22 protein-coding genes are annotated in these 25,191 nt (G+C 48.6%); 11 read left to right on the forward strand and 11 right to left on the reverse strand.

The window, feature by feature from the left end:
* Positions 1 to 97 precede the first annotated feature (97 nt).
* Together BZG80_RS09060 and BZG80_RS09065 are read right to left on the reverse strand one after the other, a co-directional pair.
* On the reverse strand, positions 98 to 2,029 hold the full coding sequence (locus BZG80_RS09060; RefSeq protein WP_021024052.1) for a bifunctional diguanylate cyclase/phosphodiesterase: 1,932 nt from the start codon (positions 2,027 to 2,029) through the stop codon (positions 98 to 100).
* Positions 2,030 to 2,035: 6 nt separating this feature from the next.
* Positions 2,036 to 2,701: a transglutaminase-like cysteine peptidase gene (locus BZG80_RS09065; RefSeq protein ID WP_077460816.1), complete on the reverse strand. Its 666-nt coding sequence runs from the start codon at positions 2,699 to 2,701 to the stop codon at positions 2,036 to 2,038.
* Between the two features lie 388 nt (positions 2,702 to 3,089).
* On the opposite strand from BZG80_RS09065, the gene pdxH reads away from it, so the two are divergent.
* Complete coding sequence (pdxH, locus tag BZG80_RS09070; RefSeq protein ID WP_021024053.1) at positions 3,090 to 3,728, forward strand: pyridoxamine 5'-phosphate oxidase; 639 nt, start codon at positions 3,090 to 3,092, stop codon at positions 3,726 to 3,728.
* 59 nt (positions 3,729 to 3,787) lie between these two features.
* Here pdxH and BZG80_RS09075 read toward each other — a convergent pair whose 3' ends face one another.
* The 3 genes from BZG80_RS09075 to BZG80_RS09085 form a co-directional block, all read right to left on the reverse strand.
* Entirely contained in the window at positions 3,788 to 4,504 is a 717-nt protein-coding gene (locus BZG80_RS09075; protein WP_077460814.1) for a helix-turn-helix transcriptional regulator, read from the reverse strand.
* 498 nt (positions 4,505 to 5,002) lie between these two features.
* The gene (locus tag BZG80_RS09080) at positions 5,003 to 6,856 is read right to left on the reverse strand and encodes an SUMF1/EgtB/PvdO family nonheme iron enzyme (protein ID WP_077460813.1); all 1,854 of its coding nucleotides are present in this window, start codon (positions 6,854 to 6,856) and stop codon (positions 5,003 to 5,005) included.
* A gap of 164 nt (positions 6,857 to 7,020) precedes the next feature.
* Complete coding sequence (locus BZG80_RS09085) at positions 7,021 to 7,206, reverse strand: hypothetical protein (protein ID WP_077669804.1); 186 nt, start codon at positions 7,204 to 7,206, stop codon at positions 7,021 to 7,023.
* A 340-nt stretch (positions 7,207 to 7,546) separates the two neighbouring features.
* Here BZG80_RS09085 and BZG80_RS09090 point away from each other — a divergent pair, with 340 nt between their 5' ends.
* The 4 genes from BZG80_RS09090 (at position 7,547) to putP (ending at position 13,961) form a co-directional block, all read left to right on the forward strand.
* Positions 7,547 to 8,320 carry an AraC family transcriptional regulator gene (locus BZG80_RS09090; protein ID WP_077679177.1) on the forward strand — a complete coding sequence of 258 codons (774 nt, stop codon included), beginning with the start codon at positions 7,547 to 7,549 and terminating at the stop codon, positions 8,318 to 8,320.
* 241 nt (positions 8,321 to 8,561) lie between these two features.
* Positions 8,562 to 11,684, forward strand: coding sequence for a bifunctional proline dehydrogenase/L-glutamate gamma-semialdehyde dehydrogenase PutA (gene putA / locus BZG80_RS09095; RefSeq protein ID WP_077669803.1), 3,123 nt, complete (start codon positions 8,562 to 8,564; stop codon positions 11,682 to 11,684).
* A 22-nt stretch (positions 11,685 to 11,706) separates the two neighbouring features.
* Positions 11,707 to 12,417, forward strand: coding sequence for an aldehyde dehydrogenase family protein (locus BZG80_RS09100; protein WP_077679178.1), 711 nt, complete (start codon positions 11,707 to 11,709; stop codon positions 12,415 to 12,417).
* Positions 12,418 to 12,464: 47 nt separating this feature from the next.
* Positions 12,465 to 13,961 carry a sodium/proline symporter PutP gene (putP, locus tag BZG80_RS09105; RefSeq protein WP_077576158.1) on the forward strand — a complete coding sequence of 499 codons (1,497 nt, stop codon included), beginning with the start codon at positions 12,465 to 12,467 and terminating at the stop codon, positions 13,959 to 13,961.
* A gap of 84 nt (positions 13,962 to 14,045) precedes the next feature.
* On the opposite strand, the gene BZG80_RS09110 is transcribed toward putP, so the two are convergent.
* Positions 14,046 to 17,000: a ligand-binding sensor domain-containing protein gene (locus BZG80_RS09110; RefSeq protein ID WP_077679179.1), complete on the reverse strand. Its 2,955-nt coding sequence runs from the start codon at positions 16,998 to 17,000 to the stop codon at positions 14,046 to 14,048.
* Positions 17,001 to 17,143: 143 nt separating this feature from the next.
* On the opposite strand from BZG80_RS09110, the gene BZG80_RS09115 reads away from it, so the two are divergent.
* On the forward strand, positions 17,144 to 17,878 hold the full coding sequence (locus BZG80_RS09115) for a GntR family transcriptional regulator (protein ID WP_108744112.1): 735 nt from the start codon (positions 17,144 to 17,146) through the stop codon (positions 17,876 to 17,878).
* On the opposite strand, the gene BZG80_RS09120 is transcribed toward BZG80_RS09115, so the two are convergent.
* The 5 genes from BZG80_RS09120 to BZG80_RS09140 form a co-directional block, all read right to left on the reverse strand.
* Positions 17,858 to 18,526 (reverse strand): HAD-IA family hydrolase, encoded by a 669-nt coding sequence (locus tag BZG80_RS09120; RefSeq protein WP_077679180.1) that lies wholly within the window; start codon positions 18,524 to 18,526, stop codon positions 17,858 to 17,860. The two genes, BZG80_RS09115 and BZG80_RS09120, sit on opposite strands and share 21 nt — an antisense overlap.
* Positions 18,527 to 18,723: 197 nt before the next feature.
* The gene (locus BZG80_RS09125; protein WP_077460805.1) at positions 18,724 to 19,278 is read right to left on the reverse strand and encodes a DUF1415 domain-containing protein; all 555 of its coding nucleotides are present in this window, start codon (positions 19,276 to 19,278) and stop codon (positions 18,724 to 18,726) included.
* A gap of 55 nt (positions 19,279 to 19,333) precedes the next feature.
* The gene (locus BZG80_RS09130; protein WP_077460804.1) at positions 19,334 to 19,801 is read right to left on the reverse strand and encodes a CreA family protein; all 468 of its coding nucleotides are present in this window, start codon (positions 19,799 to 19,801) and stop codon (positions 19,334 to 19,336) included.
* A gap of 148 nt (positions 19,802 to 19,949) precedes the next feature.
* Positions 19,950 to 20,282, reverse strand: coding sequence for a hypothetical protein (locus BZG80_RS09135; protein ID WP_077679181.1), 333 nt, complete (start codon positions 20,280 to 20,282; stop codon positions 19,950 to 19,952).
* 101 nt (positions 20,283 to 20,383) lie between these two features.
* On the reverse strand, positions 20,384 to 21,061 hold the full coding sequence (locus BZG80_RS09140; protein ID WP_021024068.1) for a hypothetical protein: 678 nt from the start codon (positions 21,059 to 21,061) through the stop codon (positions 20,384 to 20,386).
* A 373-nt stretch (positions 21,062 to 21,434) separates the two neighbouring features.
* Here BZG80_RS09140 and BZG80_RS09145 point away from each other — a divergent pair, with 373 nt between their 5' ends.
* The 5 genes from BZG80_RS09145 to tssI all read left to right on the forward strand — a co-directional run.
* Positions 21,435 to 21,836 carry a GFA family protein gene (locus tag BZG80_RS09145; protein WP_077660570.1) on the forward strand — a complete coding sequence of 134 codons (402 nt, stop codon included), beginning with the start codon at positions 21,435 to 21,437 and terminating at the stop codon, positions 21,834 to 21,836.
* 12 nt (positions 21,837 to 21,848) lie between these two features.
* Entirely contained in the window at positions 21,849 to 22,367 is a 519-nt protein-coding gene (locus BZG80_RS09150; protein ID WP_077679182.1) for a GNAT family N-acetyltransferase, read from the forward strand.
* A 185-nt stretch (positions 22,368 to 22,552) separates the two neighbouring features.
* Positions 22,553 to 22,810: a glutathione S-transferase N-terminal domain-containing protein gene (locus BZG80_RS09155; protein WP_077485007.1), complete on the forward strand. Its 258-nt coding sequence runs from the start codon at positions 22,553 to 22,555 to the stop codon at positions 22,808 to 22,810.
* A gap of 647 nt (positions 22,811 to 23,457) precedes the next feature.
* A complete protein-coding gene (locus tag BZG80_RS09160; protein WP_077460798.1) occupies positions 23,458 to 23,976 on the forward strand; it encodes an Hcp family type VI secretion system effector in 519 nt (172 codons plus the stop codon).
* A gap of 123 nt (positions 23,977 to 24,099) precedes the next feature.
* Positions 24,100 to 25,191, forward strand: a 1,092-nt coding sequence (tssI, locus tag BZG80_RS09165; protein ID WP_131827551.1) for a type VI secretion system tip protein TssI/VgrG, incomplete at its 3' end; no start/stop codon positions are given.

Below are 25,191 nucleotides of genomic sequence, written 5' to 3' on the forward strand. Positions count from 1 at the left end.
AAATGTTTTATCTTCGGCGACGTATCGTTGCACAAAAAAATCGCGTTACTGAGGTAACGCGATTTTTGATTTGAACGCTTCGCAAGCGTCTAACCCTTTAGTTCTCTTTGTCCGTATTACTGAAGATATACCCTTGGAAGCCATTAACGAACAGTTCAGAAAGATGAGCGAGCTGCGCTTCTGTCTCAACCCGTGTGGCAATGGTCGTGATATTTAGATTGTGCGCTGTACGACAAATGGAGGCCAGGACATTGTCTTGCGCATCGTCCTCAATATGGCTTGTATACGCGAAATCAATTTTAACGTAATCGGGCTTAAAGCGTTGCAGATAATCAAGCGATTGAAAATTACGGCCATAATTATCGACCCCGAATTGGAAGCCGGCTTGGCGAATTTGATCCGTGAGCAGACCCGTATGATCGGCATAGCGAACAAATGCCCCCTCTGGAATTTCAAAAAGTAGTTGGCCGGCAAGTCTACGGTGTTGACTCAAGATTGTCCCCAACCAGCGAATAAAGGATGCGTTGGTTATACTACTCAAGGTCAAGTTCACGGCGAGAGGGCCAACACTTGGATCTTGGTCTAGAGTTTTAAGCACATGTGAAACGACGTGTTTATCTAGAATCTCGCCCATTTGAAGTTGTTCTACCGCCCCTAAGAAATGACCGGCGCCATAATAGTTGCCATCTTTTTCAATTGCTGAGAACACTTCCTGATGGAGGCGGTTGGACTGACTGTCAGTGGCTGACTGATATTTGAACACAAAGAGTTCTTTCGCGACGGCCTCATGAAGCAGTGCTTTCCATTGCTGTTTGCCCATCGCCGCATCACCAATAGAATGGTCGATTAAGGTCAAAGGGTGCTCAGGCGTATTTCGTGCCTGTGAGAGTGCGTTGTCAGCTTGTGACAGCAATACACTGGCCTTTTGGTTGCCGCCGCCATTGACCGCTAACCCGACAGCAACCTTGGGTTGTATCAGCTCTGATGGATCCGCTTGCATGTCGACGACTATGGCAATGACGCGTTCGCCTAATACAAGCAAATCCTCAGAATCGGTGTTGGGTGCCAATACGACAAACTCGTCTTTGCTCAACCTTGCCGCTGTCATGTTATCGTCGCTGATAATGGTGGTTGTTAAGTGGTTGGCGAACTGCTCTACGACAAGATCGCCGGCTTCAAACCCCTGGTTTTCATATGCGTCGCTGATAAGGTCTACTTTGATGAGCGCCATTCCACCAATGCCAGACTCTGTTAACCAAGAATTAAGTTGAGCGACATAAAAGCTACGGTTTCCAAGGCCTGATACTGGGTCACGATAAGCGGCTTTTCGCAGGCGGTCTGCCTCTTTTGCTTGTTGTTCAAAATAACGCTTAAGTTGGTCTGTCATGACATTGATCGCATTAACGACCGTTTTGAGATCGGTCGTTGGTGGCAGAGGAATGGGATCGCCAAATTTGTTTTTCGCAATCTCGCCTGCTTTTGCGGTAATACGAGCAAGCGGTTTTAGGGATCGTTGCAGTTGCCAGCCGATTATTAATGAAGCAATAACAAAGATGATTGCCATGATTGTGCCGAGTTGAACAAAGGACTTCCATAGTTGTTTATAGGCGTAGCCAGGATGGGCAACGACTTCTACTTCAGCAAGTTGCATCCAGCCGCTGGTGATGGTTTGCTTTTCAGTGATGACGGGAAAAATATCTAGATTGATAAACCACTGCGGCACACCTTGGATTTGGACAGGATATTCTCGCGTAATCTCACTGTTATCAGACAACAAGGTAAGATTAACTTCACGATAGAATCCTCCATCAAAAAAAGCGTTTATCACTGATTCGGCTGCCACCTTATCATCCGATTCAAGGTAGGGTGCGAGCGCTAGCCCCATTGAGTTCACGGTATTGTTGACATCAGAGGTTTGTTGACTGAGTAAAAAATTCCGCGTGGTGTTGAGTTCTATACCGAAGACGCCCAGCACTATGCAGAAGAAAATCACCAGCATCCACGTAAATATTTGATTGAATAACGTCATCGGTGTTTACCTATCGTATTGTCTAATCGGTTTTTGCATTTCTAGCGACTCGACACGAGTGCGCAAATCATTCCAAAGGCCAAGCCTTGAGGCGTTGCCCGCTAGTTCACCTTGTCCACGCTCTTTCATTAACCATAATCGGCTACCATTAAAACTATAGATAGGTAACAGATCGCGGCGTAATGACGCGCGTTTAATCTCTGGGTCTAAGTTGTCTAATAGCACCGGCTCGGAAGAAGGGGTTGGGTAATAAGCGACGACCATATGGAATTGGTCAAGGCGGATGGCTTTGACGTAAACAAGCCGCAACTTTTTATCATCGATTCCTAATTCTCGTAGCGAAAAATACTTAGCGATACTAAAATCTTCACAATCGCCAGCAGCAGCACCAAGAAATTCAAGCGGCGTTGCCCAGTAGTCTTTTTGGCCCCACAAGTCGATATCATCAACAAAATACAGTTGGTTGAAAAAATCATTGACGCGGTCGAGCTTATCGAGCTCTGATACATCTTGACTATTTTCGACCATATTCCGCCATGCGGTAACGCGTTTACCTGCACGATCACCGTAAAAGTTAGCGACTTTATCGACCCAGCGTGCTTCCTTTGTCGTCAGTCCAACCGTCCCAAATGAGATAAACAGGATCAGGACAATGATGTGCCATCGCTTCATTACTGATTGTCTCTCTCTTCTAAGGACTTAGTGACATCGCTTGATGCGTCGTTATGTCCAAACATAGTTTAATTTGACCAAGGTCTACTCAGTTTGCCATACCTTAAACATGAGTCATAGCAGTGCAAGATGGCTTTCTAAAAACGCAACTTACTGATATCAAAATAATGTCGAAAATACTGCGCCTCGATGGACTTTTCCTCGTATCAGTGTGGGTACCTTCAAGTTTAGATGAGCGAGTCACTTTTCACCGTATTGCTAGGAACAGGGTGACTTTGGTTAAACCATAAAAAGTCGCCTGGTAGGCACCATGTATAGATGAAAATCAACTTGTTAATCAGCGTTTTCCTGCGCAAAATAGTGGAAAGTAAATGAATGGGAGAGAGCAATGGATTTGTCCGATATTCGACGAGAATATACAAAAGGGGGATTGCGTCGCGACGATTTGCCGAGTACGCCAATGGATCTGTTTGAGCACTGGCTGCAGCAAGCGATTGATACTCAGGTGCCCGATCCGACCGCGATGACGATTGCGACTGTTGATGAGCATGGGCAGCCTTTTCAACGCATCGTGTTATTGAAAGATTTTAACCAAGATGGCTTTGTATTTTATACCAATCTAGGCAGTCGCAAAGCGCTACACCTCAAGGAAAATAGCCAAATTAGTTTGCATTTTCCCTGGCACTTTATCGAGCGGCAAGTCCACATTATGGGTGAAGCCGTGCCTTTGAGTAAAAAAGACGTTTTTAAATATTTTACGTCTCGTCCAAAGGAGAGCCAAATTGCGGCGTGGGCGAGTAAGCAGAGTGAACGATTGTCTGCGCGATCGGCGCTAGAGGGAAAATTTTTAGAGCTGAAAAAGCAGTTTGAGAAAGGTGAAGTGCCGGTCCCCACTTTTTGGGGCGGTTATCGTGTGATACCTAAGAGCATTGAGTTTTGGCAAGGCGGTGCGCATCGTTTGCATGATCGATTCTTGTATCAACGGCAAAAAGATGAAAGCTGGGACATTGAGCGCTTAGCACCGTAAACCTGCGGAAGAGGCCAATATAGCGATATATTGGCCTCTTTGTTTGTCGTTTTGTGTCATTAATCTCGAAGCACGATAGAGAGCTGTTGGGTTAACAGGCTTTCTGGTATTGCAGATCCAAACCCTTGCGCGAGTGCGCGTTCAAGTAGCGCCGCTTTGGAGTCAGCCTCGAACTTCTCGCGTAAGTGCGCAAAGTGGTTTTCGATGGTTTTGACGGAAACGGATAAGGTGTTTGCAATGCTCTGCGGCTTTTTGCCGTGTAAATGAAGGAATAGAACTTCCTGCTCACGCGCAGTGAGATGGATATGTGATTGGTGGTGGTGATGATCCGTTTGCGCTTCTTCCGGATGTGTCACCGCATGACATATCCAGTGACCCACTTCTAAAATAGCGGTATCACTCAGCTCTTGGCCACAAAACATCACACCGCACACTTCACCCTTGTCATTATACCAAGGCGTTTTTGTAAATAAGTGCGCGTACCAGCGGCCGTTCGCGTAAGGATGAATGTCGAGTACACGAAGACGCTTACCCGTTTCCATCACGTAATGATCCTGTGCCTGAAATTGACGCGCAAACCGTGTGGTAGGGCTAGGCATATCGTAGTCAGTTTTACCGATACAGTCTTGTGGCTGTTCGAGGCCGATGAGCCGGCAATATTCAGTGTTGGCATAAACAAACACTGAATGCGTGTCTTTACAGCCCCAACAACCGGGGAGCTGCTCAAGCATAGACAAAGCTGGAGGCACAGGGGAGGGAGAGAGCGGGTGATTCATATAGCTTACCGACGCGTTATTATTGTTTTGAGAGTAACGATTCTGGGTCGATAGTGAAAAGTCGACAAGCTATTGGAGCATAAAAAAAAGCCGGCATAAAGCCGGCAAAGACAAGATTTCCCCGAAGGGAGTTATCCTGTACGACGTGTAGAAGAGGTTGTCTAGATAATTCACTCATACCATGAGGGTAGTTGATATAAGCTCCTTATCTGACTGCACCTAACAGTGTTAGGAACTGCAAACGCGTCTATCGGGACAAATTGCGTTTACAGACTTTACTATATCTAGAAGATTAGACGTTGGGTAGGGGGGCTTTGACCTATTGACACAGGATAAAGCAACTTAATATCAAGATTGTTATGCTGCAAGATGGCAGAGCCGGTAATAGGCGAGTTAACTTTGGGTGGGTAAACGTAGTAAGCGTAAGTAAGAAACGTCCGATATAAAAAACGCCGCTTTTTTAGCGGCGTTTGTTTTATATGTGGGTGAATGCTTAATTTAGCGAGTTTTAATGTGTCTGATAACTCGAAAACCAAGGTAATTAGCACTGGTGTTCTCACCCAACTCTAGACGCTCAGAGGCACGTGAACGCTGAGGAGAGAAGTTCCAAGCGCCACCACGTGCAAGTGGCGTGTCACTGCCAACCCACTCCCAGACGTTACCCGCGGTGTCATAAACACCGAATGGATTAGGCGGAAAGCTTTTCACGGGGGAGGTACGATCGTTAGACCAGACTGTGCCGCTCCAACCGGTATTCGCATTTCCCACGCCAATGTCATTGCCCCACCAATAGTCACTTTCTGTGCCGCCGCGTGCCGCGACTTCCCATTCAACGTCGTTAGGAAGTGCATAATGTTGCCCAGTTTGCTGGCTGAGCCAATCAATATAGGCGTTGGCGTCGTCTTGGTTAACACACACAACGGGCGAATCAGCCGCTTGATCAAAGCCTGGCTGACGCCAATCTGATTCTAAACTTTGACTGATTTCACCGTTTACCAGCGTATTACAGCCATTGCCTTGTTCCGCGGCAGTGACATACCCAGACGCAGTGACAAAGGCATCAAACTGCTCGACGGTGACAGGTGTGGCGCCTATCGCGAATGATTGCTGAATTGCCACGTTTTCGCGCGCATCAGGGCCCACTTTGTACTCACCGGCGCCAATGACCACCATTTGCGGTGCTTCCAGATTTTTTGCAACGGGATCAGTAAACTTTTTGCCTGGACTGGGCGGCTGGTTTGGCTGCTCTCTAAGCTTGGCCCATACCACTTGATCTTTACCTAGATAAATTTCTCGATCATAGGGAATAAAGCCGGGTTTGGTCACCGTCAGATCGTGATTACCAACCGGTAACATCAGCTCGACGGGTGTACTGCCATAAGTCACATCGTTGATGGTTACGTTGTCATCATAACGGTTAGAGCGGACAGTCACGTTTACCCAACGTTTTGCCTGCTGCTTACGCTGTGCTTGTTTCTGTGCTTGTGTCGTCTCAACACAGTATCTGTCTTCCAAATCAAGCAAACGGCATGAGGCTGTCTTATCCGGACGGCTCACCAGCTCTGCTTTTATCCGAGTAGTGTAATCCGTGCCACCGGTAAAGCCCGCGTCCATGATCTCGCTGTTGGTCACGTGAATATTGAACGCCACGTTATCAATATTTTGTTTCACAGCGTCTGATTCGGTAACAAAGTTGGTTACCTGACCACGGAACTCTCGAATGGCTTTCTGCATGGTCAAGGTCTTGCCTTGATTTGCACAGGAAGACAGTGTCATGTTTGGCGAACAAGTCAGGCTATGGACAACCTCAATGGTGTCTTTCTGCGTTAGCTCTTTGCGCAGACGCTCTGCACGGGCTTCGCGCATCGCTTCATGCAAGTTTTCTAACGTCGTTGCCAGCAATGCTTGCTCACGCTCGAGTTTTGCCAGATGTTTTTTCTGCTCAATAATCGCGGTTTCGTTGGCAGCCTGTTCGCGCTGCTGATCATTCACCTTCTGCCATGTTTGTTGGTAGGCCTGCTGATACGGGCTAATATCTGTGCTCGGATCGGCAATTAAATCCTGAAATTTTGCATCGAGCTCTGCTTTTGCATTGCTGCGTTTGCGCTTCAGGTTGCTCAGCTCATCTTCTAACGTCGCGCGCTTAACCAGAAGGTCATCCAACTTCGCCTGCTGCAGAGCCAGTTCATCGTTTCGAGACTCCAGTGAATCTTCTTTATCACGGAGTTTCTCTACCAACTCACTGACCGGATCGAGATTATCAGCGGAAGACGCGTTTTCAGCGAACGCCAACTCGGTTAGCAGTAGGGGAGGGAGCGCTAAGCATAACGCTTTTAAATATTTCGTTGTCATAGTTCCCTTGCTTACGCATGTCGCAATAATAATACCTATGTCCAAAAAGTAGACTATCACGGAAACCCGTGTTGCCACGCAAACCGTGTTAATTATTTGACGGCAGTCAGCATTCTGCGACGTGATCGGTGCAACTGTGCTCATGGTTTTAGGTTTATGGAAGATTACCTTAAGCGGTCCCATGCTTCAAATAAGATTGCATGATGACGGATTAAATCGGAAGAATGATCAAGGGGTTGATCGCCCGCGATCGCACCGAAACGATGATCAAGAGAGGCTTGTCCCCATCGAACCTTGACTAACGCCTTGATATTAAATTGTTTAGTTAGATTTATATCGTCTTTTTTCATCTTGTTAGTCTTGCCTTTTCGATGATCAATCGTAAAAACATGAGGGATCCTTCGCATTTTCAAGGTCAAAATGACATTCGCCGTAAAAAATGCGGTACTTGATCATAGTTCCGAAAAATTGCCATGATGGAAACCACATCCTGTGTGATTGGTCGTTTTAGCTATTAGTTATCCGAGAACAATGGTTAGCCGAGAACAATGGTTAGCTGAGAATAATGGTTAGCTGAGAATAATGGTTAGCTAAGAACAGAGAAGCATTCGCGAATGGGAAGAAAGCGTGCCAGAATAAAGAAGGGTTAACAGACGATGAGCCAAAGATCGTGAATAAGGGAGGAGCATAATGGCTGCATCACCGAAGGTTTCAGAAGTCATTGCCTTACCCAGACAGCCACGGCACCACAGTCATGACTACAAACAAGTGGTCATTGGGCTGCAGGGGCAAACGGAGTTTGATGTTGGTGGACGAGGAAGTCTTATTGGTCCAGGACAGGGCTGTTTAGTCGCGGAATCTCAAGAACATGCTTTTACTGGCGTGGGACGAAACGAAATTTTAGTGATTAACCTTCCTTCGCAAGAATGGTCAGAGCAAGCGTTAATGCATGAAAATATTGCGCGCTTATTTGCTCGTGAGCCTTATTTTCAATTAGATACTCACGCACAAATACTGATCAAAGCATTATCGGCAGAGATGATTGCCAATCCCTCCGATCCTTTGCTCAGTCGTGCCTGTGCCGATACGTTAATGTGTGTGTTGCACCGTCACTTCCGGGATCATGTCTCTCCTCGTCGCGATGGCCATCGATTAAATATGGATATTATCGATCGCTATATTCATCAGCATATCAGCCGTAAGATCACAGTTGCGCAATTAGCGGGCAGTGTTTTCTTGGCAGAAAGCCAGTTTCATCAATTATTTAAACAACAAGTCGGGACCACTCCGCATCAATATGTACTGGATAAACGCTTTGCATTGGCAAAGCAGCTTATCAAAGACAGTGATCTGACCATGGCTCAAATTGCAGACAGTTGTGGTTTTTCTAGTCAAAGTGGATTTACTAATGCGTTTTCACGCTATTTTGGTTTGTCGCCCGCCAAGTTTAAATGCACACCTTAAGCCAAAGATTATCGCAATTTACCCAGCATTACGTTGCATCACATCGACTCAGCTGCCGATCATTTGTTACGCCTCTATAGCGATCGGCGGCTTTATTTGTTAATCATCGGAGGATTTTGCAATAATGCCGGTGTTTTTTGTAAGACCTTACTGATAGACCACGCATAGAATCGATCGCAGAGTAACAATGACGTAACATTTTCCTGCCCGAGTTTGGGAGGACGTGAGTGAGGATACCGCTATGTTTAAAGCCATCGATGCTATGCAGCCCTCGTTTATCGAGCGCCCATTAGCGAAGATTTGGTCTGAAATCTCTCCGCTTTATTGTGTTGACGAAAGTGAGTGGCTGAAAGAACTCATTCCGCTTGCGCAAGCCTCAGAAAATGAGCGAGAGCAAACACGTCGTCAAGCGACTCAGTTAATTGAGCGGGTACGTGCTGATAAAAAAGCCGTACAAATGATTGATGCGCTGTTGTTGGAATACAGTTTAGACACACGGGAAGGCATTCTGTTGATGTGTCTTGCCGAAGCTCTGATGCGGGTCCCCGACGCGCATACTGCTGATGCGCTTATTCGTGACAAACTCAGTGTTGCTGACTGGAAAGCACATTTGCGTCACTCTGATTCCTTATTTGTCAACGCTTCCACCTGGGGGTTAATGCTAACAGGTAAAGTGGTGACCTTAGATGAGAGCACCGAAGGCAAACCGGCGTCAGTGATCAATCGCCTTGTGAATAAAATGTCAGAGCCTGTGATTCGCCAAGCGATGCATCAAGCGATGAAAATCATGGGTCATCAGTTTGTGCTTGGGCGTGACATTGATGAGGCGCAGAAAAACGGCGAAGGCCCGCGCACGAATGGCTTTACGTACTCGTTCGACATGCTCGGTGAAGCGGCATTAACCCAAGATGATGCCAAAGCCTATCTCAACGATTACTTACAGGCGATTGAGTCCGTCGGCGAGGCGAAAGCCAGTTATCAAGGACCGTCACCATCCGTCTCAATCAAGTTGTCTGCCTTGCATCCACGTTATGAAGCGGCGAATCAAGATCGCATGATGACAGAGATGTTTGAGACGGTTCTGGTTTTGCTGAAACGTGCGCGTGAAAAAGATGTTGCGATCACCATTGATGCGGAAGAAGCGGATAGGTTGGAGCTTTCGCTTGCGCTGTTTGAAAAGCTATATCGCGACCCTGTGGTGAAAGGTTGGGGTAAGTTTGGTTTAGTGGTGCAAGCGTACTCTAAACGCGCGCTACCTGTGATCACTTGGTTAGCGGCTTTAGCAAAAGAACAAGGTGATGTGATCCCAATGCGGTTAGTAAAAGGCGCTTATTGGGACAGTGAAATTAAACTGTGTCAGCAAACTGGGCATCATGGTTATCCGGTATTTACCCGCAAAGAAGGGACAGACGTTTCTTACCTAGCCTGTGCACGCTTCCTACTTAGCGAGCATATACGCGGTCTGATTTATCCGCAATTTGCCAGCCATAATGCCCATACGATTGCGGCGATTGCGTCTATGGCGACACATAATGACTTTGAGTTCCAGCGCCTACATGGCATGGGCGATGCGCTTTACAATCACGCCAAAGCCTTGTTCAACACCGAAGTGCGTATTTATGCGCCAGTCGGCAGCCATAAAGATTTGTTGCCTTATCTGGTTCGCCGTTTGTTAGAGAACGGTGCCAATAGCTCGTTTGTACATCGTTTGGTTGATGCACGTTGCCCGATTGACGATTTGATTGCCGATCCGGTTGATACTTTGTGTGCAAATCACACCTTGCACAACGATCGCATTCCTATGCCGCAAGATATTTTTGGGCCCGCCCGTAAAAACTCGCAAGGTGTCGCGACGGATATCGAATCAGAATGGCAACCCTTCCAGGACAGTGTTGTTCCCTTCATGGGCGAGTACCAATGGCAGGCTGGCCCCATTGTTAACGGTCAGCGTCTGAAAGGCGATACGCACGAGATAACCGCGCCCTATGATCGTAATGAGTCCGTAGGTCACGTTGATTGGGCAACGGCTGAACAGGTGAATAACGCCCTCGATATTGCGGCACAGGCTTATCCGACATGGCGAGATACCGAGGTTAGCCAGCGTGGTAAGTACTTACTTGACCTTGCTGATAAACTAGAAGCAAATCTGGGTGAGCTGGTGGCGATCTGTCATCGTGAGGCGGGTAAAACTATCCACGATAGCATTGATGAAGTCCGAGAGGCCGTCGATTTTTTACGTTATTACCCCGAGCAGGCTAAAGCGTTGCAAACGGAGCCACTGGCCTATCAAGGCTTTGATGGACAAGCACAATCGGTGACCTATCAAGGACGCGGTGTCTTTACATGTATCAGCCCTTGGAACTTCCCATTAGCGATTTTCCTCGGCCAAGTTGGCGCGGCGCTTGTGGCCGGTAATACTGTCGTGGCCAAGCCGGCCGAACAGACATCTATTATTGCTTATCGCGCGATTGAGTTGCTGTTAGACACTGGGATCCCTGCTGGGGTGATTCAGCTATTACCTGGCAGTGGCCCTGTGGTGGGAGCGCCTCTCACTGAGGATACGCGTATTGCAGGGGTCGCATTTACCGGATCCACACCAACAGCACAGCGTATTACCCGCACCTTGGCAGAGCGCGATGCCGATCCTGTGCCAGTTATCGCGGAAACCGGGGGGCAGAATGCAATGCTAGTGGACAGTACGGCATTGCCCGAGCAGGTGGTGCGCGATGTATTGCGTTCTGCTTTCGCCTCTGCGGGTCAGCGCTGTTCAGCATTGCGTGTGCTTTATATTCAAGAAGACATTGCTGACCGCGTGATTGGCTTAATAAAAGGGGCGATGGCGGAGCTGTCTGTGGGACGCCCAGAGCGGCTATCAACCGATGTGGGGCCAGTGATTGATCAAACGGCGAAAGACAAGCTTCTTGCTCACATAGAACAGATGAAGCGCAGCGGTAAGTTGGTCACGCAAGTTCCACTCTCTGAAGATTGTGATAAAGGAACGTTTGTGCCACCAACGGCGTTTGAAATCCGCAGTATTGATCAACTGAGTGAGGAGCATTTTGGTCCCATTCTACATATTGTTCGCTATCGCGCGGATGCGCTCGATAAGGTGATTGATGATATCAACCAAACAGGTTTTGGCTTAACCATGGGGGTGCATAGCCGCAATGAAACGACCTGCGCCCATATTGAGCATCGTGCTCGGGTAGGTAACTGTTATGTCAACCGTGATCAGGTCGGCGCTGTCGTTGGCGTTCAACCCTTTGGCGGTCGCGGCTTATCGGGAACTGGGCCTAAAGCGGGTGGACCACACTATCTGTATCGCTTTACGCAAGCATCAGTAAACGTGCAACAAGTCGGTTGATATCAGGATCAGGAGAAGCGTCATGCATCAATTAAATAGCGTTTTAGAGCAGTGTGAAGCGGTTTGGGAAGACTGGAATGATCAAACTGTCGCCGGTCGCATTGCGTTATTGCAACGGTGGTCTGACACGGTCGCCGCTCGCGGCGATGACTTTGCCCACGCAGCGAAGATGATTCGTTTTCAGTGTGAAAACGCCCAGCGCTTGCTCGATAAGGTATACGAATTGCCCGGCCCGACCGGTGAAACGAACGAGCTGTATACGGCAGGAAGAGGGACTATCGCCATGACAGGTGATGCGTCGCTGACGTCTATTGCTTTGTGTGGTCAGTTAGCGGCTGCGTTGGTGGCGGGTAACTGTGTCGTCGTGAGCGTGGAAGGTTCGCATGCGGACAATGCCGACGCGGTCATGGCGGATCTTGTTAAAGCTGGATGTCCAGATAGAGTTGCTGTACGTGTCGATCTTGAGGTGTGCAGTGATCTATTCAAGCATCCGCAGGTCGTTGGCGTAGCGACGACTGGAACCAAAGAACATGTGCGAGACGTCAATCGTCAGCTCGCACAACGACAGGGTGTGATTGCGACACTGGTTGCGGAAACCGACACTGAGCAGTATTCAGTGATTGGTAGCCCTGACTATGTGTTGCGTTTCGTGACCGAATGCACCCGAACCATAAATATCACTGCTGTAGGTGGTAATGCCACGCTTCTGGAACTCGGTAGTGGTGAACATTAACTTTCCAGAAATGGCCCCAATTGGGGCCATGCAATTGAGGGACACATATGATAGACAATAGCTATGCCATCAGTGCAACCTTTCTGGCATATCTCATCATGATGCTTGCCATTGGTGTGTATGCCTACAAACGGACTTCTAACTCCGAAGATTATTTCCTCGGTGGCCGGTCGTTAGGCCCATGGCCCGCTGCGTTGTCAGCAGGGGCATCAGACATGAGTGGGTGGTTGCTGCTTGGGCTTCCTGGCTATGCCTACGCTGCGGGAATGGAATCACTTTGGCTTGCGGGCGGTTTGTTGTTGGGCACTTATCTTAACTGGTTAATTTGTGCCAAACGCCTGCGGACTTACAGTATTGAAGCAGATAACGCGCTGACGTTACCGGAATTTTTTGCTCGCCGTTTTGAGGATAAATCAAAATTGCTGCAAACCATCTCTGCTTTCTTCATTTTGCTTTTTTTCCTTTTCTACACCAGCTCAGGCTTGGTTGCAGGGGGTAAACTGTTCACCACGGTATTCGGGTTTGATTACACAACCGCGGTGGTGATTGGCACAATTTGTGTTGTGTCGTATACCTTGTTTGGTGGCTTCTTGGCGGTATCTTGGACTGACTTGGTGCAAGGACTGTTGATGGCCGCGGCCTTGTTGATCGTGCCGTTTGTTATCATGGACGGCAGCATTTTCAAATTGGGCCGTGATGTTGCCGCAATCAACCCTGAGCTGATGACGTTATGGCGTGATGTAGATGGTGAGCCACTCACTTGGATCAGTATCGTCTCTTTAGCGGCCTGGGGCTTAGGTTACTTTGGCCAGCCACATATCTTGGCGCGTTTCCAAGCGACTCGCTCCAATAAAGACATTACCACGGCGCGCCGTATCGCAGTGGGTTGGTCTGCATTATCCATGGTCGGTGCGGTCTTGATCGGTTTAGTGGGTATTTTGTACGTGCAGAATGATATGTCAGGCACCCTGGCTGATGGTGAAAAAATCTTCATGTTGTTGGTCAATGCGGCATTCCATCCAGTGATTGCAGGTATCCTGTTGGCGGCAATTTTAGCGGCGATTATGAGTACAGCAGATTCTCAACTATTGGTATCGTCGTCTGCGCTCGCGGAGGATTTTTACAAGCAAGTTTTCCGTCCGGACGCATCGACCCAAGAAGTGGTCATGGTCGGTCGTGGTGCGGTTATCTTGCTGTCTGCGATTGCGCTTGGCTTAGCCATGGACCCTGATAGCTCTGTTCTGGGTCTGGTGTCTTATGCTTGGGCTGGTTTTGGTGCCGCATTCGGTCCTGCCTTGTTGCTCAGCCTGTTCTGGCGTGACATGAACCGCAATGGTGCGCTGGCTGCGATTCTTGTGGGCGGGATTACCGTGGTGGTTTGGAAACAAATACCAGGCGGTATCTTCGATTTGTATGAAATCGTCCCTGGCTTCTTGTTTGCGGGCTTGAGTGCCATTATCGTCAGTAAGTTGACGGGCGGGCCAACTGATTCTGTTACTAAACAATATGAATCATATGAAAAGAGCTTAAAGACTATGCCTTAAACGCAATGAGCGTATAAGCCCATTGGTTTATCTTGCATGTAAAACTTATCAGGGAGCGTTTAACGCTCCCCTTTTACATCATCATCACGCAGTATCATTGCTTTGGCGAACACAGTTACGTCCATCGCGTTTGGCCCGGTATAAGGCTTGATCGGCTTTCTTTAACCCATCGACATAGTCTGATGCCTGGTGGTTACTTGCCACGCCAATACTGACGGTAATACTAAGCGAGGGAGCAATATCGTTTAGATCTAACGCCGCAATTCGGCGTCTTAAGCCGTCAAAATAGCGATAACCGTCTGCAGGCGTTCCCGCTAATAAAAGCGTAAATTCTTCACCGCCCCAACGAGCGATATGACGCAAATGTGTCTGCTCGCGAAGAAGTAAGCTACCGRCTCGCTGAATAATTTGATCCCCCACCAGGTGAGAATAGTGATCATTAATGCGTTTAAAATGATCAATGTCTAAGATCGCGACTTGCAAATCTGTCCCGGATTGGCGCGATTCTTCGAATACCTGATGCCAATATTCATCAAAGGCTCGTCGATTGGCCAGTCCAGTGAGGGCGTCTTCTTTAGACATTCGTTCGAAGTCATCGGCTTGGGCTTGTAAGGCCTGGGTTTTCTCTTCGACTAACGCTTCGAGTTGGATAGCTTTTTTCTTCATGTGTCGAATACGCCACATAAACGCGGCGTAGGCCGCAAGCACAGTCAGCAAAAAGCCTAGCGCTCGCACATCAGCGCGTTGCCAAAGTGATGGCATAACGCTGAAGTGATAACTGAGCACATCATCACTCCAGTCGCTATAAGGATAGCGAGCACTTACTTTAAAGGTGTAATCACCTGGTGGTAGGTTCGTATATTCGGCAATATGGTTTTCATGGCGGTATGCCCAATCAGATTCGAACCCTTCTAACTGCGTTCGATATTGGATTTGCTCCGGCATGGTATACCCGAGGGCGGCATAGGAAAACAAGATACGGTTGGTCCTCGCTGGTACCTTTCCCGTCGTTTCAGGGTTAATCTCTTTGCTATCGAACCGCACGCTTTGCATGACAATGGGTAAAGGGTGACTCAGTAGTTGGGATAACCGAGTCGGATTAACGCTAGTAACGCCTTTGGCAGTGGCAAAAATAATGTCTCCACGTGATGTTTTGGTTGCCGCAGGGTTTGAGCCACCGTTAGCTTGGCTGTTCAGCATGCCGTCACTTTGATCGTAATGTTCAAAGTCGATACGCGTGCGTGTTTTATCTGCAACTTGATGGGCGTGATCATAATTGATACGCCAGATACCTCGGTTACTGGATAGCCAAAAGCTTTGATCATCACCTTTCACAATTTGAAAGAACTTATCAATTGGTAGGCCCTGCGGTCTGCCGACTAAAGCTTGGTGGCCGTCAGCTTGTCGATAGCGCACAATACCGCGATCGGTGGCCATCCAAACGTACCCCGGCTCGTGGAAAAAGCCAAAAACATATTGAGCCTGCTCTTGTGCAGAAAAATCGAGCGTAGTGATTGTCTTTTCTAACAGATAGCTGGCACCGCGTCCGGTGCCAATCCATAGCTTATCGGTGTCATCAAATGCCAGCGACATAATGTAGCTGCCAGGTAACGCACTGTTTTGGCTATGATAGAGAGCCTGTTTTTGATAAGGCACTGATGCTGCGGTTGGTGATTTGCTTTGGTGTTGATCAAACTCGACTAAGCCACGTGGTGTTCCCACCCATAAGACGCCATTACGTTCGACAACTGCTCGTATTTCGCTATCTGGCAATTGGTCATTGATGGTGTTGGCCGCCGTGAGTGAGCCTTGGTGCCAGTAGTAGAGCCCTTTTTGATAAGTCCCTACCCATAGTCCGCCTTGCTGTCGATGCGCAAGACTAAGGACTGAAATATTATCGGCGAGTACGCGTGCGTTGCCCGCTATCGTATTAATCTGACTCAATCCTTCGCTGGAACCCGCCCAAACAGTATCGCCGTCACCTCCCAGTACGGTGCGCACGTAGTTACCTGCGAGTCCATTATCTTTGGTTAAGGTGACAAAAGGGGCGTAACGAAGCCGCATTGCTCCGCCGTTAGTGCCTATCCAGATACTGCCCTCATTATCCTCAAACCATGAAAGAATACGATTATTCGGGAGTCCTCGATGACCATCCAGGAAGTCGAGATGATTGTCACGCAGGTGTGCGATCCCACGGTTGAGTGTGCCAAACCAATAGGTCCCGCGGCTGTCTTGTTCGACCATGGTGATCGCTTGGTTGAGCAATGCGCTTGCCAGTGGCGTCCAACGTTCGTTTTTATAGCGCCATGCACCGCTTTCAGATCCCACTAACAATGCGCCATCTTGACTGCTGGAAACATAAAATGCTTTGGTAAAAAGGTTATGAAACGAAAGATGAGCGGCGCCGGCGTGTTTGGAAAGCTGGTAAACACCGTCCTCAGTGGCGGCATAAACATGGCCTTGATCGGTTTGTGCTAAGTGGTAACTACTGGTCGTCTTAATAAAATGCTGAGGGTCGGGGCTTGGCTGCCTCAGCTGTTTGGACGTGTAATAGAGCACGCCCATCCCCTCTATGGCAAGCCACAATCCTCCAGACTGGTCATGCAGCGCATCGTTAATTAAGCTTGGTGCCACCACCGGTAAGTTCTGCCAAGAAAAGCCGCTGCGCATCACTAGGCTGCCGCGAGCGCCCCCTGCGTATAATTGGTTATCAGGTCCAGTGGCGAGTGCACGGGTACCGGAGTCTTGCATGTGCGTGTTCGGGCCGCGATCAAACAGGACAAATTCGAGTCCGTTGTAGCGTGCGACGCCTTCCCACGTTGCAAACCACAAGTAGCCATCAGAGGTTTGCTCAATGGCATTGATGCTGTTATGCGGCAATCCGTTGGCCGTTGTCCATGTTTCAATAAAATAGTCAGAAAGCGGGTTATCATCCGCATAGCCTAACGGTGTAAAACCAAGCCAGTAAAAAAGTACAGTGCATACAAGACGTTGGGCTAGTCGTGTGGGGAAAAGTTTTTGTACGTTCCTTGGATGCATCTTTTGTTCTTTGCTCCGATTGCAAGTAGACTGGCGATTCTATCTTAATCACTGATTGATTCTTGGACATTGTGGTCAGGTTTTAACAGCAAGTTGAGAGAGATCACACCAAAAATATGAACATCAAGCAGATGTGACCTTTGATGATGCAGTTTATGGCGATTCGCCAGCAATTATTAACACAAATCGATTGCGGGCTACTGGCTCCGGGGAAAAAGTTACCGGGGGAGCGACAACTCGCGGAGACGTTTTCGACTACGCGCGTGACCTTGCGCGAAGCGCTTGCTGTATTAGAAGCAGAGGGGCGCTTGTATCGGCGAGATCGTCGAGGTTGGTTTGTCGCACCCACGCCGTGTTCTTATGATCCGACTCAGCTAAGCGATTGGCAGGAGTATTTTGGACCGTATGGTGGCCAGTTTGTTTGGCATGCTCAAACCAAGAAGATGGCTGATGCTGCGATCAGCGATCACATGTCACTTCCTCCTTTCGGTCAAGTGTATGAAGGCGAGGGGCGTGTATGTATCGAGCAATTACCGGTGGGGTGGATACGGACGTTTCTGCACCCTGATTTCTTCCCCGCTGTGTGGGAGACTGGTGACAAGGCGAGGCTAGATCATACGATACGCACTAACCGGGCGCTTGCAATGGCTGAGGTCAGTTGGTCAAGTGCTTGGGAGGCGCTCGCCTCGTCGCAAAGTGTTGGCTTAGAGGTCGCGCCAGGCACACCGGCATTGATGTTGACACGCTATTGGCGGATACCGCAAGCAGACACGTGGCAAACCGTGCGTATTGATCAAGAATGGTGGCGGCAACATGCAGTTGCGCTGTGTGGACGATCCACTAACCAGAAGAGCGGATCAGCACAACAGGTCGATTAGGTCTTCAATACTGAATGCGCGCGTCACTAAAGGATGATCAGTCGTCCGCACATTAGGGTTAGCGTTAAAATGGACAGTACGCATGTGTGCGTTAATCCCTGCTTGGATCCCTTTGTTAGTATCGTCGATAAAGATGCATTGCTCTGTGGGGCAGGCCATATTCATTGCGGCATAGTGAAGGAGATCAGGGGCAGGCTTCCAGCTGTTAGTGTCAAAGGCACTGAACAAGCGATGTTGGAAATAAGGCAGAAGCTTAGTGAGTGCTAATGCGTGTTCCATTTTTTTAACAGGGCCATTGGAGGCGACACAGGTATCAATACCTTGCTGATTAAGCGCCTTGATTAGCGTTTCTATGCCTTTAACTGGTTGTAGCTCCGCTTCAAAGTACTGATGGCATAAATCACGAAAACGCGGCTCGAGCTGGTCGATAGGGATATGTGCGCCGCTTCGCTCACACGTGCTTTGCAGTACATCTGAGAGCTTTCCACCTTCGAAGTGATCAAGAGATTCTTGTAAGCTAATCACGACGCCAAATGTCGCGAAAGTTTCCACCAAGGCTTTATGCGATAGTTTCTCTGAGTCAACCAGCGTGCCGTCGCAATCGAATATGACGCAGCCAACTGGGGCCTCAAATCTGTTGTAAGACATAGTCACTCCCTTGTTCCTCTCCTTGTATCCTTAGATGCGCACGGTCAATCAACAAGTCGATGACATCGGAAATGCCAACTGTGTCTTACATTCTTGCCTGTTTCGTTATCAAAGTTAGTCAGGGATCGACTTTTGCCATACCCAATATTGGCGATGGATGATCACCGCTGACACTTCAATTAAACGCAGGTCATCATTTAATTTTGATCATCGTTTATCCAAGGGAACAGTGTTTGACGTTGAGAGGGTGTCAGCGCTTCAACGCAGGCAACGTTGCGCTCAGGGATAAGTGCGGGATCTTGACCATAATGCTCAAGCGCACGCGACATGCTTGCTTCTCGAATTAAATGGAAGCATGGATAAGGAGAGCGATTGGTAAGGTTTTCGCTATCTTCTGGGGCGCAGCCGTCAAAACAGTATTCAGGATGAAAACTCGCGACCTGGAACCGGCCACGCCAACCGTAATGATCAATCAGCGTATCGGTGGCTTCAACCAGTGCAAGGTAGTGATCAAAGTCTGCTAGTGCATCGGGGACGACGACCACGGTTGTATCTGTGATGGTGGCATCTGTCTGCGTCAGATGCACAAATGCGTGATAAATCGCTTCGAGGATGGCGTCATCATCCGTTGCATAACAGATATCTAGCCGAATTTGTTGGTTGCGACGGGGCTTGGCGGCGAATGGACAGAGATTTAGTCCAATCACGACATCATCGAGCCATGCATCCATTTGTGTTTGTACCGTATTCATAAAAGATCGCTCATAGGAGTGGCGTATTAGCAGATAACGACTACGTCTTGGGTTATTAGTGTTTTTGTGGCTGAGATTGGTAGGCTTTGGTTCCCCATAGTGGAACCGTAGAAAGACTATGTTTAAAGCTGCCTGACGTTTCTTTGGTCGAGTACGACAAATACATAAGCGTTTGATTTTTAGCATCGAAAATACGACGAATTTTCATTGACTTAAAAAATATACTTTTCGACTTTCTAAATACTATTTCGCCGGATGTACTTTTATCGATATTGGCAAGCATCTCGGGCGTAATCTCGCCAGTTTGTCGGCATGAAATCGCGCTGTCGCTTGGATCAGAAAAGCTCAAATCAGCCTCAACAGACGCAACATGGCATGTGACGCCACTGACCACAGGATCGACAAGGTGATTGAGTTTAATGTCTTTCATGGTGAACATGCCTAAGCTGACATCGCCCACTTCATCGTTTTCACAACCGACTAGTGTCGCCGTTAAAGCCAAAATCAATAGCGTTTTTCTCATCGTTATACCCCTTGTTAAGTTGTGGTCGAAGTGTACCACAGCCAATACTAGGTATGGGGTATCAATCAGCGTTTATCGCCGGCGTAGTAGATAAGGGGGGGCTAATTGGCTATCAAAACGAGAAGCTGAGTGCCACATTTATGGCACATCAGTTATCACGAAATTGCGCGTCGCCATCTTTACCGGACAGAGACTCTGGCTCGAATGTCAACAACACGTGTGCGGCATCACAATAGCTACCGGTGTCAGCAAATGTTTTGCGTGCTGCAGCAATCTTGCGTTCGGCAATCCGACGGATATTTTGCGTGTTCGTTTGGTTGCTGAATGTCATTTGCTGGCTGATCATTTCTTGTCCAAACGTCGATTTGCAAATAGCCTCATTCTTTCCTGTCACCAGCTGTTCGGCTTTTGGTTTATCCTCTGTATTGGCGTGAGCGAAGACACTCATAAGGAGAATAAAAACCGCAAATGTTCTCATCATGCTTTCGGCTTCCTATGCTATTTGTTTCAATCTTAGCATTAAGCAGCGACGTCGCCCACTGGCGACGTCAAAACAAGATAAGTATTTGGGGAAGAGGGTGATTAGACTGAGATATCACTTTCGATTGTCGTTGAGCTTGGCCGAGTTTTTGGTACGAAACTCAACTTCTTTGCCTCAACAAGATACCCGAGAGCCGAAAGCCAAATGAGTGAATAAGCGACTAACTCAGTACTTTCTTCAGCGATATTTTTCACATCTCGCACGTAGTTGGCGCCCATCGCTTGTTCCCATAACTCGCCCATACCAAACAAACGCGAATACACGAGTAACAGCGCTAATGCGATCATTAAAACCGTGCTGTGTCTTGAATGGATTGCGTGCGCAAGGCTAGTGAGGGTTTCACGCCAGTGTTTCAATGCGGGCCAAATGGCGAGCCCCGTTACAATGAGTGCCGGCACTTTCCAAAAACCATGCATCACCATATCAAGTGTGGCATCCAGCTCTCGGATCATTAATACCAAAAAAAAGGCACTCATTAGCCCAGCTGCGTGGTGAAGGGATTGACTGAACTTAGCGACACGACGAAACGCAAATACCGTCGCGGCGAGTAGCCCCAGTTGGGAAAGCTCAATCAATGATGATTCGGAAGCAACGTTGTGCGACGCGACACTGTAATGAACAATGCCTGCAATACCTGCGAAGTAAAGGGCGATTGCAAAAAATTGTCCGGCGCCTTTAAGCACCGTACGTGCAGCACATGAAGATCGTGGTAATGTCATATTATCCTCAATTCGATAAAACGATCTGCCCGTCCGTAGCAGGTGTCACCACCCTATGTGTGACCCTTGTCCCAAAAATGTCATTTGGATCGATAGTACGGTGGGCTTCATTAAACTGCAATAATTTATGTGATCAATGTCACTATATGTTCAAGAGTGCGTCAGGATTGTGAGCATTTATTCGTTAGGTGCCTGGTTAGATCGACGCGTTGTCAATAAATTTACACTGTAAATAGTAGTACGACGACGAGATAAGACAATTTCTCTGGGAAAGATTAATAGATAGCTATGACTATGAAATTAAACATTTTAATTGTTTTTTGTTAGGCAAGAGCAGACAATAGAGTCTGATACTTTAGATAGAGGTATGCTCATGTCCACTCTCTCTGCTAGCTGCCTATGCGGTGGTGTCCGTCTTACATTACCTGACACTTTCCTTTATATGGGAAACTGCCATTGCTCTGAATGTCGAAAGTTTACTGGTTCAGACTATTCATCAGTCGGCGGCATAGAGGCAGAAAAAGTCTCGATCACGGCTGGTCAAACGCATATTCGTTATTATGAGAAAAGCGCAGAAACGGTGCTTGCTTTTTGTGGGCAATGTGGGTCGAGCCTTTTCTCTCATAAAATCAATAAGGGGATGTTCAATATTCGTCTAGGAATTTTGGATACCGCCCCACAATCCGCGCCAAATTTTCACATTCACACGGCGTCGAAGGCACCATGGCATACGCCTAATGAGGCATTAAAACAGTTTGAACATGGGCCGGATTAAATTGATCGTGTTATGCAGTTATTGATCCGTCTCCTTACCCTCGCTGATACGGACTTGTTGTTCGATTTTGAACAACAAAACCGTGCTTATTTTGAAACCTATATTGAATCGCGCGGTGAGGCGTTTTATTACCGAGCAGGTGTATACGGTCACATCTGCGAATTACTTGCCTTACATCAGAAGGGGCAACACGTACCGATGTTGATCACGGATGCCGAGGGCCTGCTTTTGGGACGGGTCAATATCAGCCAAATTGATGCGGTATCTGCATCAGGTTCATTGGGATATCGCATTGCAGAACAACACACCGGGAAGGGGGTTGCCTCTCGAGCGGTAAAGTACGCTCTAGAGGTTGCGCGCGAATACGGACTTGTGAGACTCAACGCCATGGCGTCCACGACCAACATGGCATCGCAAACAGTGTTGGAGCGGAACGGGTTTAACCTATGCGATAAAAAATTCAACGTGGCACACGTGGCTGGCGAATTGATTGACTGTCTTTGTTATTGCAACAAATTATCCAGCGTTTGAGTGATGAGCAATATACCTTGAGGTGATAGATTAATTGTCATTTAGCTCTTAGTTGCTCATGTAGTGCCAATAAAACAGGCTAACGACTAGCGTTAGGACCAAGTTTAATGCCATCATTACGTAGAGTGAATTCACACAGTTGGTGGTATTTGAAGAGCCGCCCTGATGACCTAAAAGGAAACATAATGGCTGATTTGAACGGACTAAGCTTGTATCACAAAGAGCACTGCCCATTTTGCCATAAAGTGCGTGCAGTCATGACAGAGCTTAAGTTAGATATTCCGCTGGTGGATATGAACGCTAACGCCGAAGAGTGGCAACGCCTACAGGCCGAAGGCGGCAAAGGCATGGTGCCTTGTCTGCGTATTGACCAAGGCGGCGAAACCCAGTGGATGTACGAATCGGACGACATTATTGAATACTTGCGTGACAACTTTGCGTAATTGAACCAGATACTGGTAACGAGGGTCGCAGTTATCGATGCGACCCTCTTTTTAAGTATTATTATCTGTATGCCAGCCTCTCCGCCTTCTTCAACGCCCTGTGCACTGTGTCAGCACTCAAGGCCGCTGACCTTCCATCACTTGATCCCCAAAACTTGTCATAACAACAAATGGTTCACCAAGCGCTTTTCCCGACCCTACATGCGCGAAAACGGTATTTGGGTATGCCGGCCTTGCCATGCTTTTATTCATCGCCAATTCAGTGAAAAACACCTGGGTCGCGCATTACACAGCCTCGACCTTTTACTCGCTGAGCCTGTGATCCAAGACTACATCCACTGGGCCCGCAAACAGAGATCGTAACCAAGTAATAAGTGTGCGATGACCCACTAACAATGCCGAGTGGGTTCAAAAAAATAGCGATGAAAATGACAACACAAATACCAGCTCGTTAACCTGCTGGCTAAGCAACTTTTTGCTTGGCTTGGCAAGAAGTTGCTTGGCACGTGCAAAAAATTGGTCAGTCATACTATAAAGCACTGATTTTTAATGGTAAAAAACTTGGCATGCATTTCGCAGGATAAGAGAGCGAACAGGCACACCGCCACGGTGGCGATGTGTCTTCCATGACATACAAAGGAGCGATTATGCCAACGCCATGTTATATCTCGATTGAAGGCGAAACTCAGGGTTTGATTACTGCCGGTGCCTGCACCGCGGATTCTATCGGTGATTCTTTTGTCGAAGGCCACGAAGACGAAATGCTGGTACAAGAGTTTAACCACAATGTGACCGTGCCGACGGACCCACAATCTGGTCAGCCCTCCGGCCAACGTGTGCACAAGCCTTTCCAATTCACCGTCGCACTCAACAAAGCGGTGCCATTGCTTTATAACGCACTGGCGTCGGGTGAGAAGATGTCAACGGTCGAGCTGAAGTGGTACCGCACCTCGATTGAAGGGAAACAAGAAAACTTCTTTACCACCAAGCTGGAAAGCGCTTCGATTGTGGACATTCACTGCGAGATGCCCCATTGCCAAGACCCGGCGAAGTCAGACTTTACCCAGAACCTGACCGTGTCGATGTCTTACCGCAAAATCACGTGGGACCACGTCAACGCAGGCACCTCAGGCTCAGACGACTGGCGCAAGCCTATCGAAGCCTAATTCTTCATGGCGACATGAAGACACAAACAGCCTGCCTTTACGGGCGGGCTGTGGTGCGTTCAGCCAGACGGCAGGGTCTGGCTGAACGTATCAGGGTAAACAAGCAGGGCGAAGGATACACAGATGGCGACATTGCAAATAGCGTTAACCGTGGCGGGGCTCGACCCGCAACCGTTCGTGGTGGTGGACTACCAAGGGGACGAGTGCCTCTCTCACCAAGCTGGCCTGAATGGCAACCCGGTGTATGGGTTCCAGTATGAGGTGGCATTGGCGAGCCGCCATACCGACCTCACGCCAGAGCAAGTGGTCGACAAGCCCGTGCAGCTGACGCTGTGGCGCAACGGCGAGCTGGTCAAACGGGTGCAGGGCATTGCCAGTGCCTTTAGCCAAGGTGACATTGGTCATCACTTTACCCGCTACCGCCTAACCTTGGTGCCCGCCCTGTATCGGCTGTCGCTTCGCCAAAACAGCCGCACCTTCCAGCACCAAACCGTGCCGACCATCTTAGACACCCTGCTCACGGACATGGGCGTCACGGACGTCACCTTCTCGCTCACTCGCGACTATGCCGAGCGCGAATACTGTGTGCAGCACCGTGAAAGTGACTTGGCGTTCTTCCACCGCTTAGCGGCAGAAGAGGGCTTGGTGTATCACCACGAGCACGACGCCACCACCCATACCCTGGTGGTGACCGATGCGCCAAACAGCTTGCCCCAGCTTGAGCGCCCTGTGCCCTATAACGCCTTAAGCGGCGGACGCACGGATACGCCGTATATCTATGGTCTGACACGCCACACTGCGGCGCAGCCTAGCCACACGGCGTTAAAAGACTACAGCTTTAAAAAACCGCGCTACAGCTTCCAACAAGCGGCGCAAGCCGATGGCATTGATTACCAGCGTACCGACAGCTACGAGCACTTTGACTTCCCGGGCCGCTTTAAAGACGACGCCACTGGTCAGGCATTTAACCAAACCCGCCTCGAGTACTTACGCCGCGAGGCCGAGCATGCTAACGGGCAAAGCAATGAGCCGGCATTACGGGCCGGCTATCGCGTTACCATCAGCGACCATCTGGATGAGAGCGTGAACCAAGCGTGGCAAGTGGTGCGTGTGCACCACCAAGGCAGCCAACCGCAAGCACTGGAAGAAGAGGGCGGCCAAGGGGCCACCACTTACAACAACCAGTTTATGCTTATTCCTGCCACCACCCCGTGG

It is taken from the genome of Salinivibrio sp. MA440 (assembly GCF_001996265.1).
Taxonomy (GTDB): Bacteria; Pseudomonadota; Gammaproteobacteria; order Enterobacterales; family Vibrionaceae; genus Salinivibrio; species Salinivibrio costicola.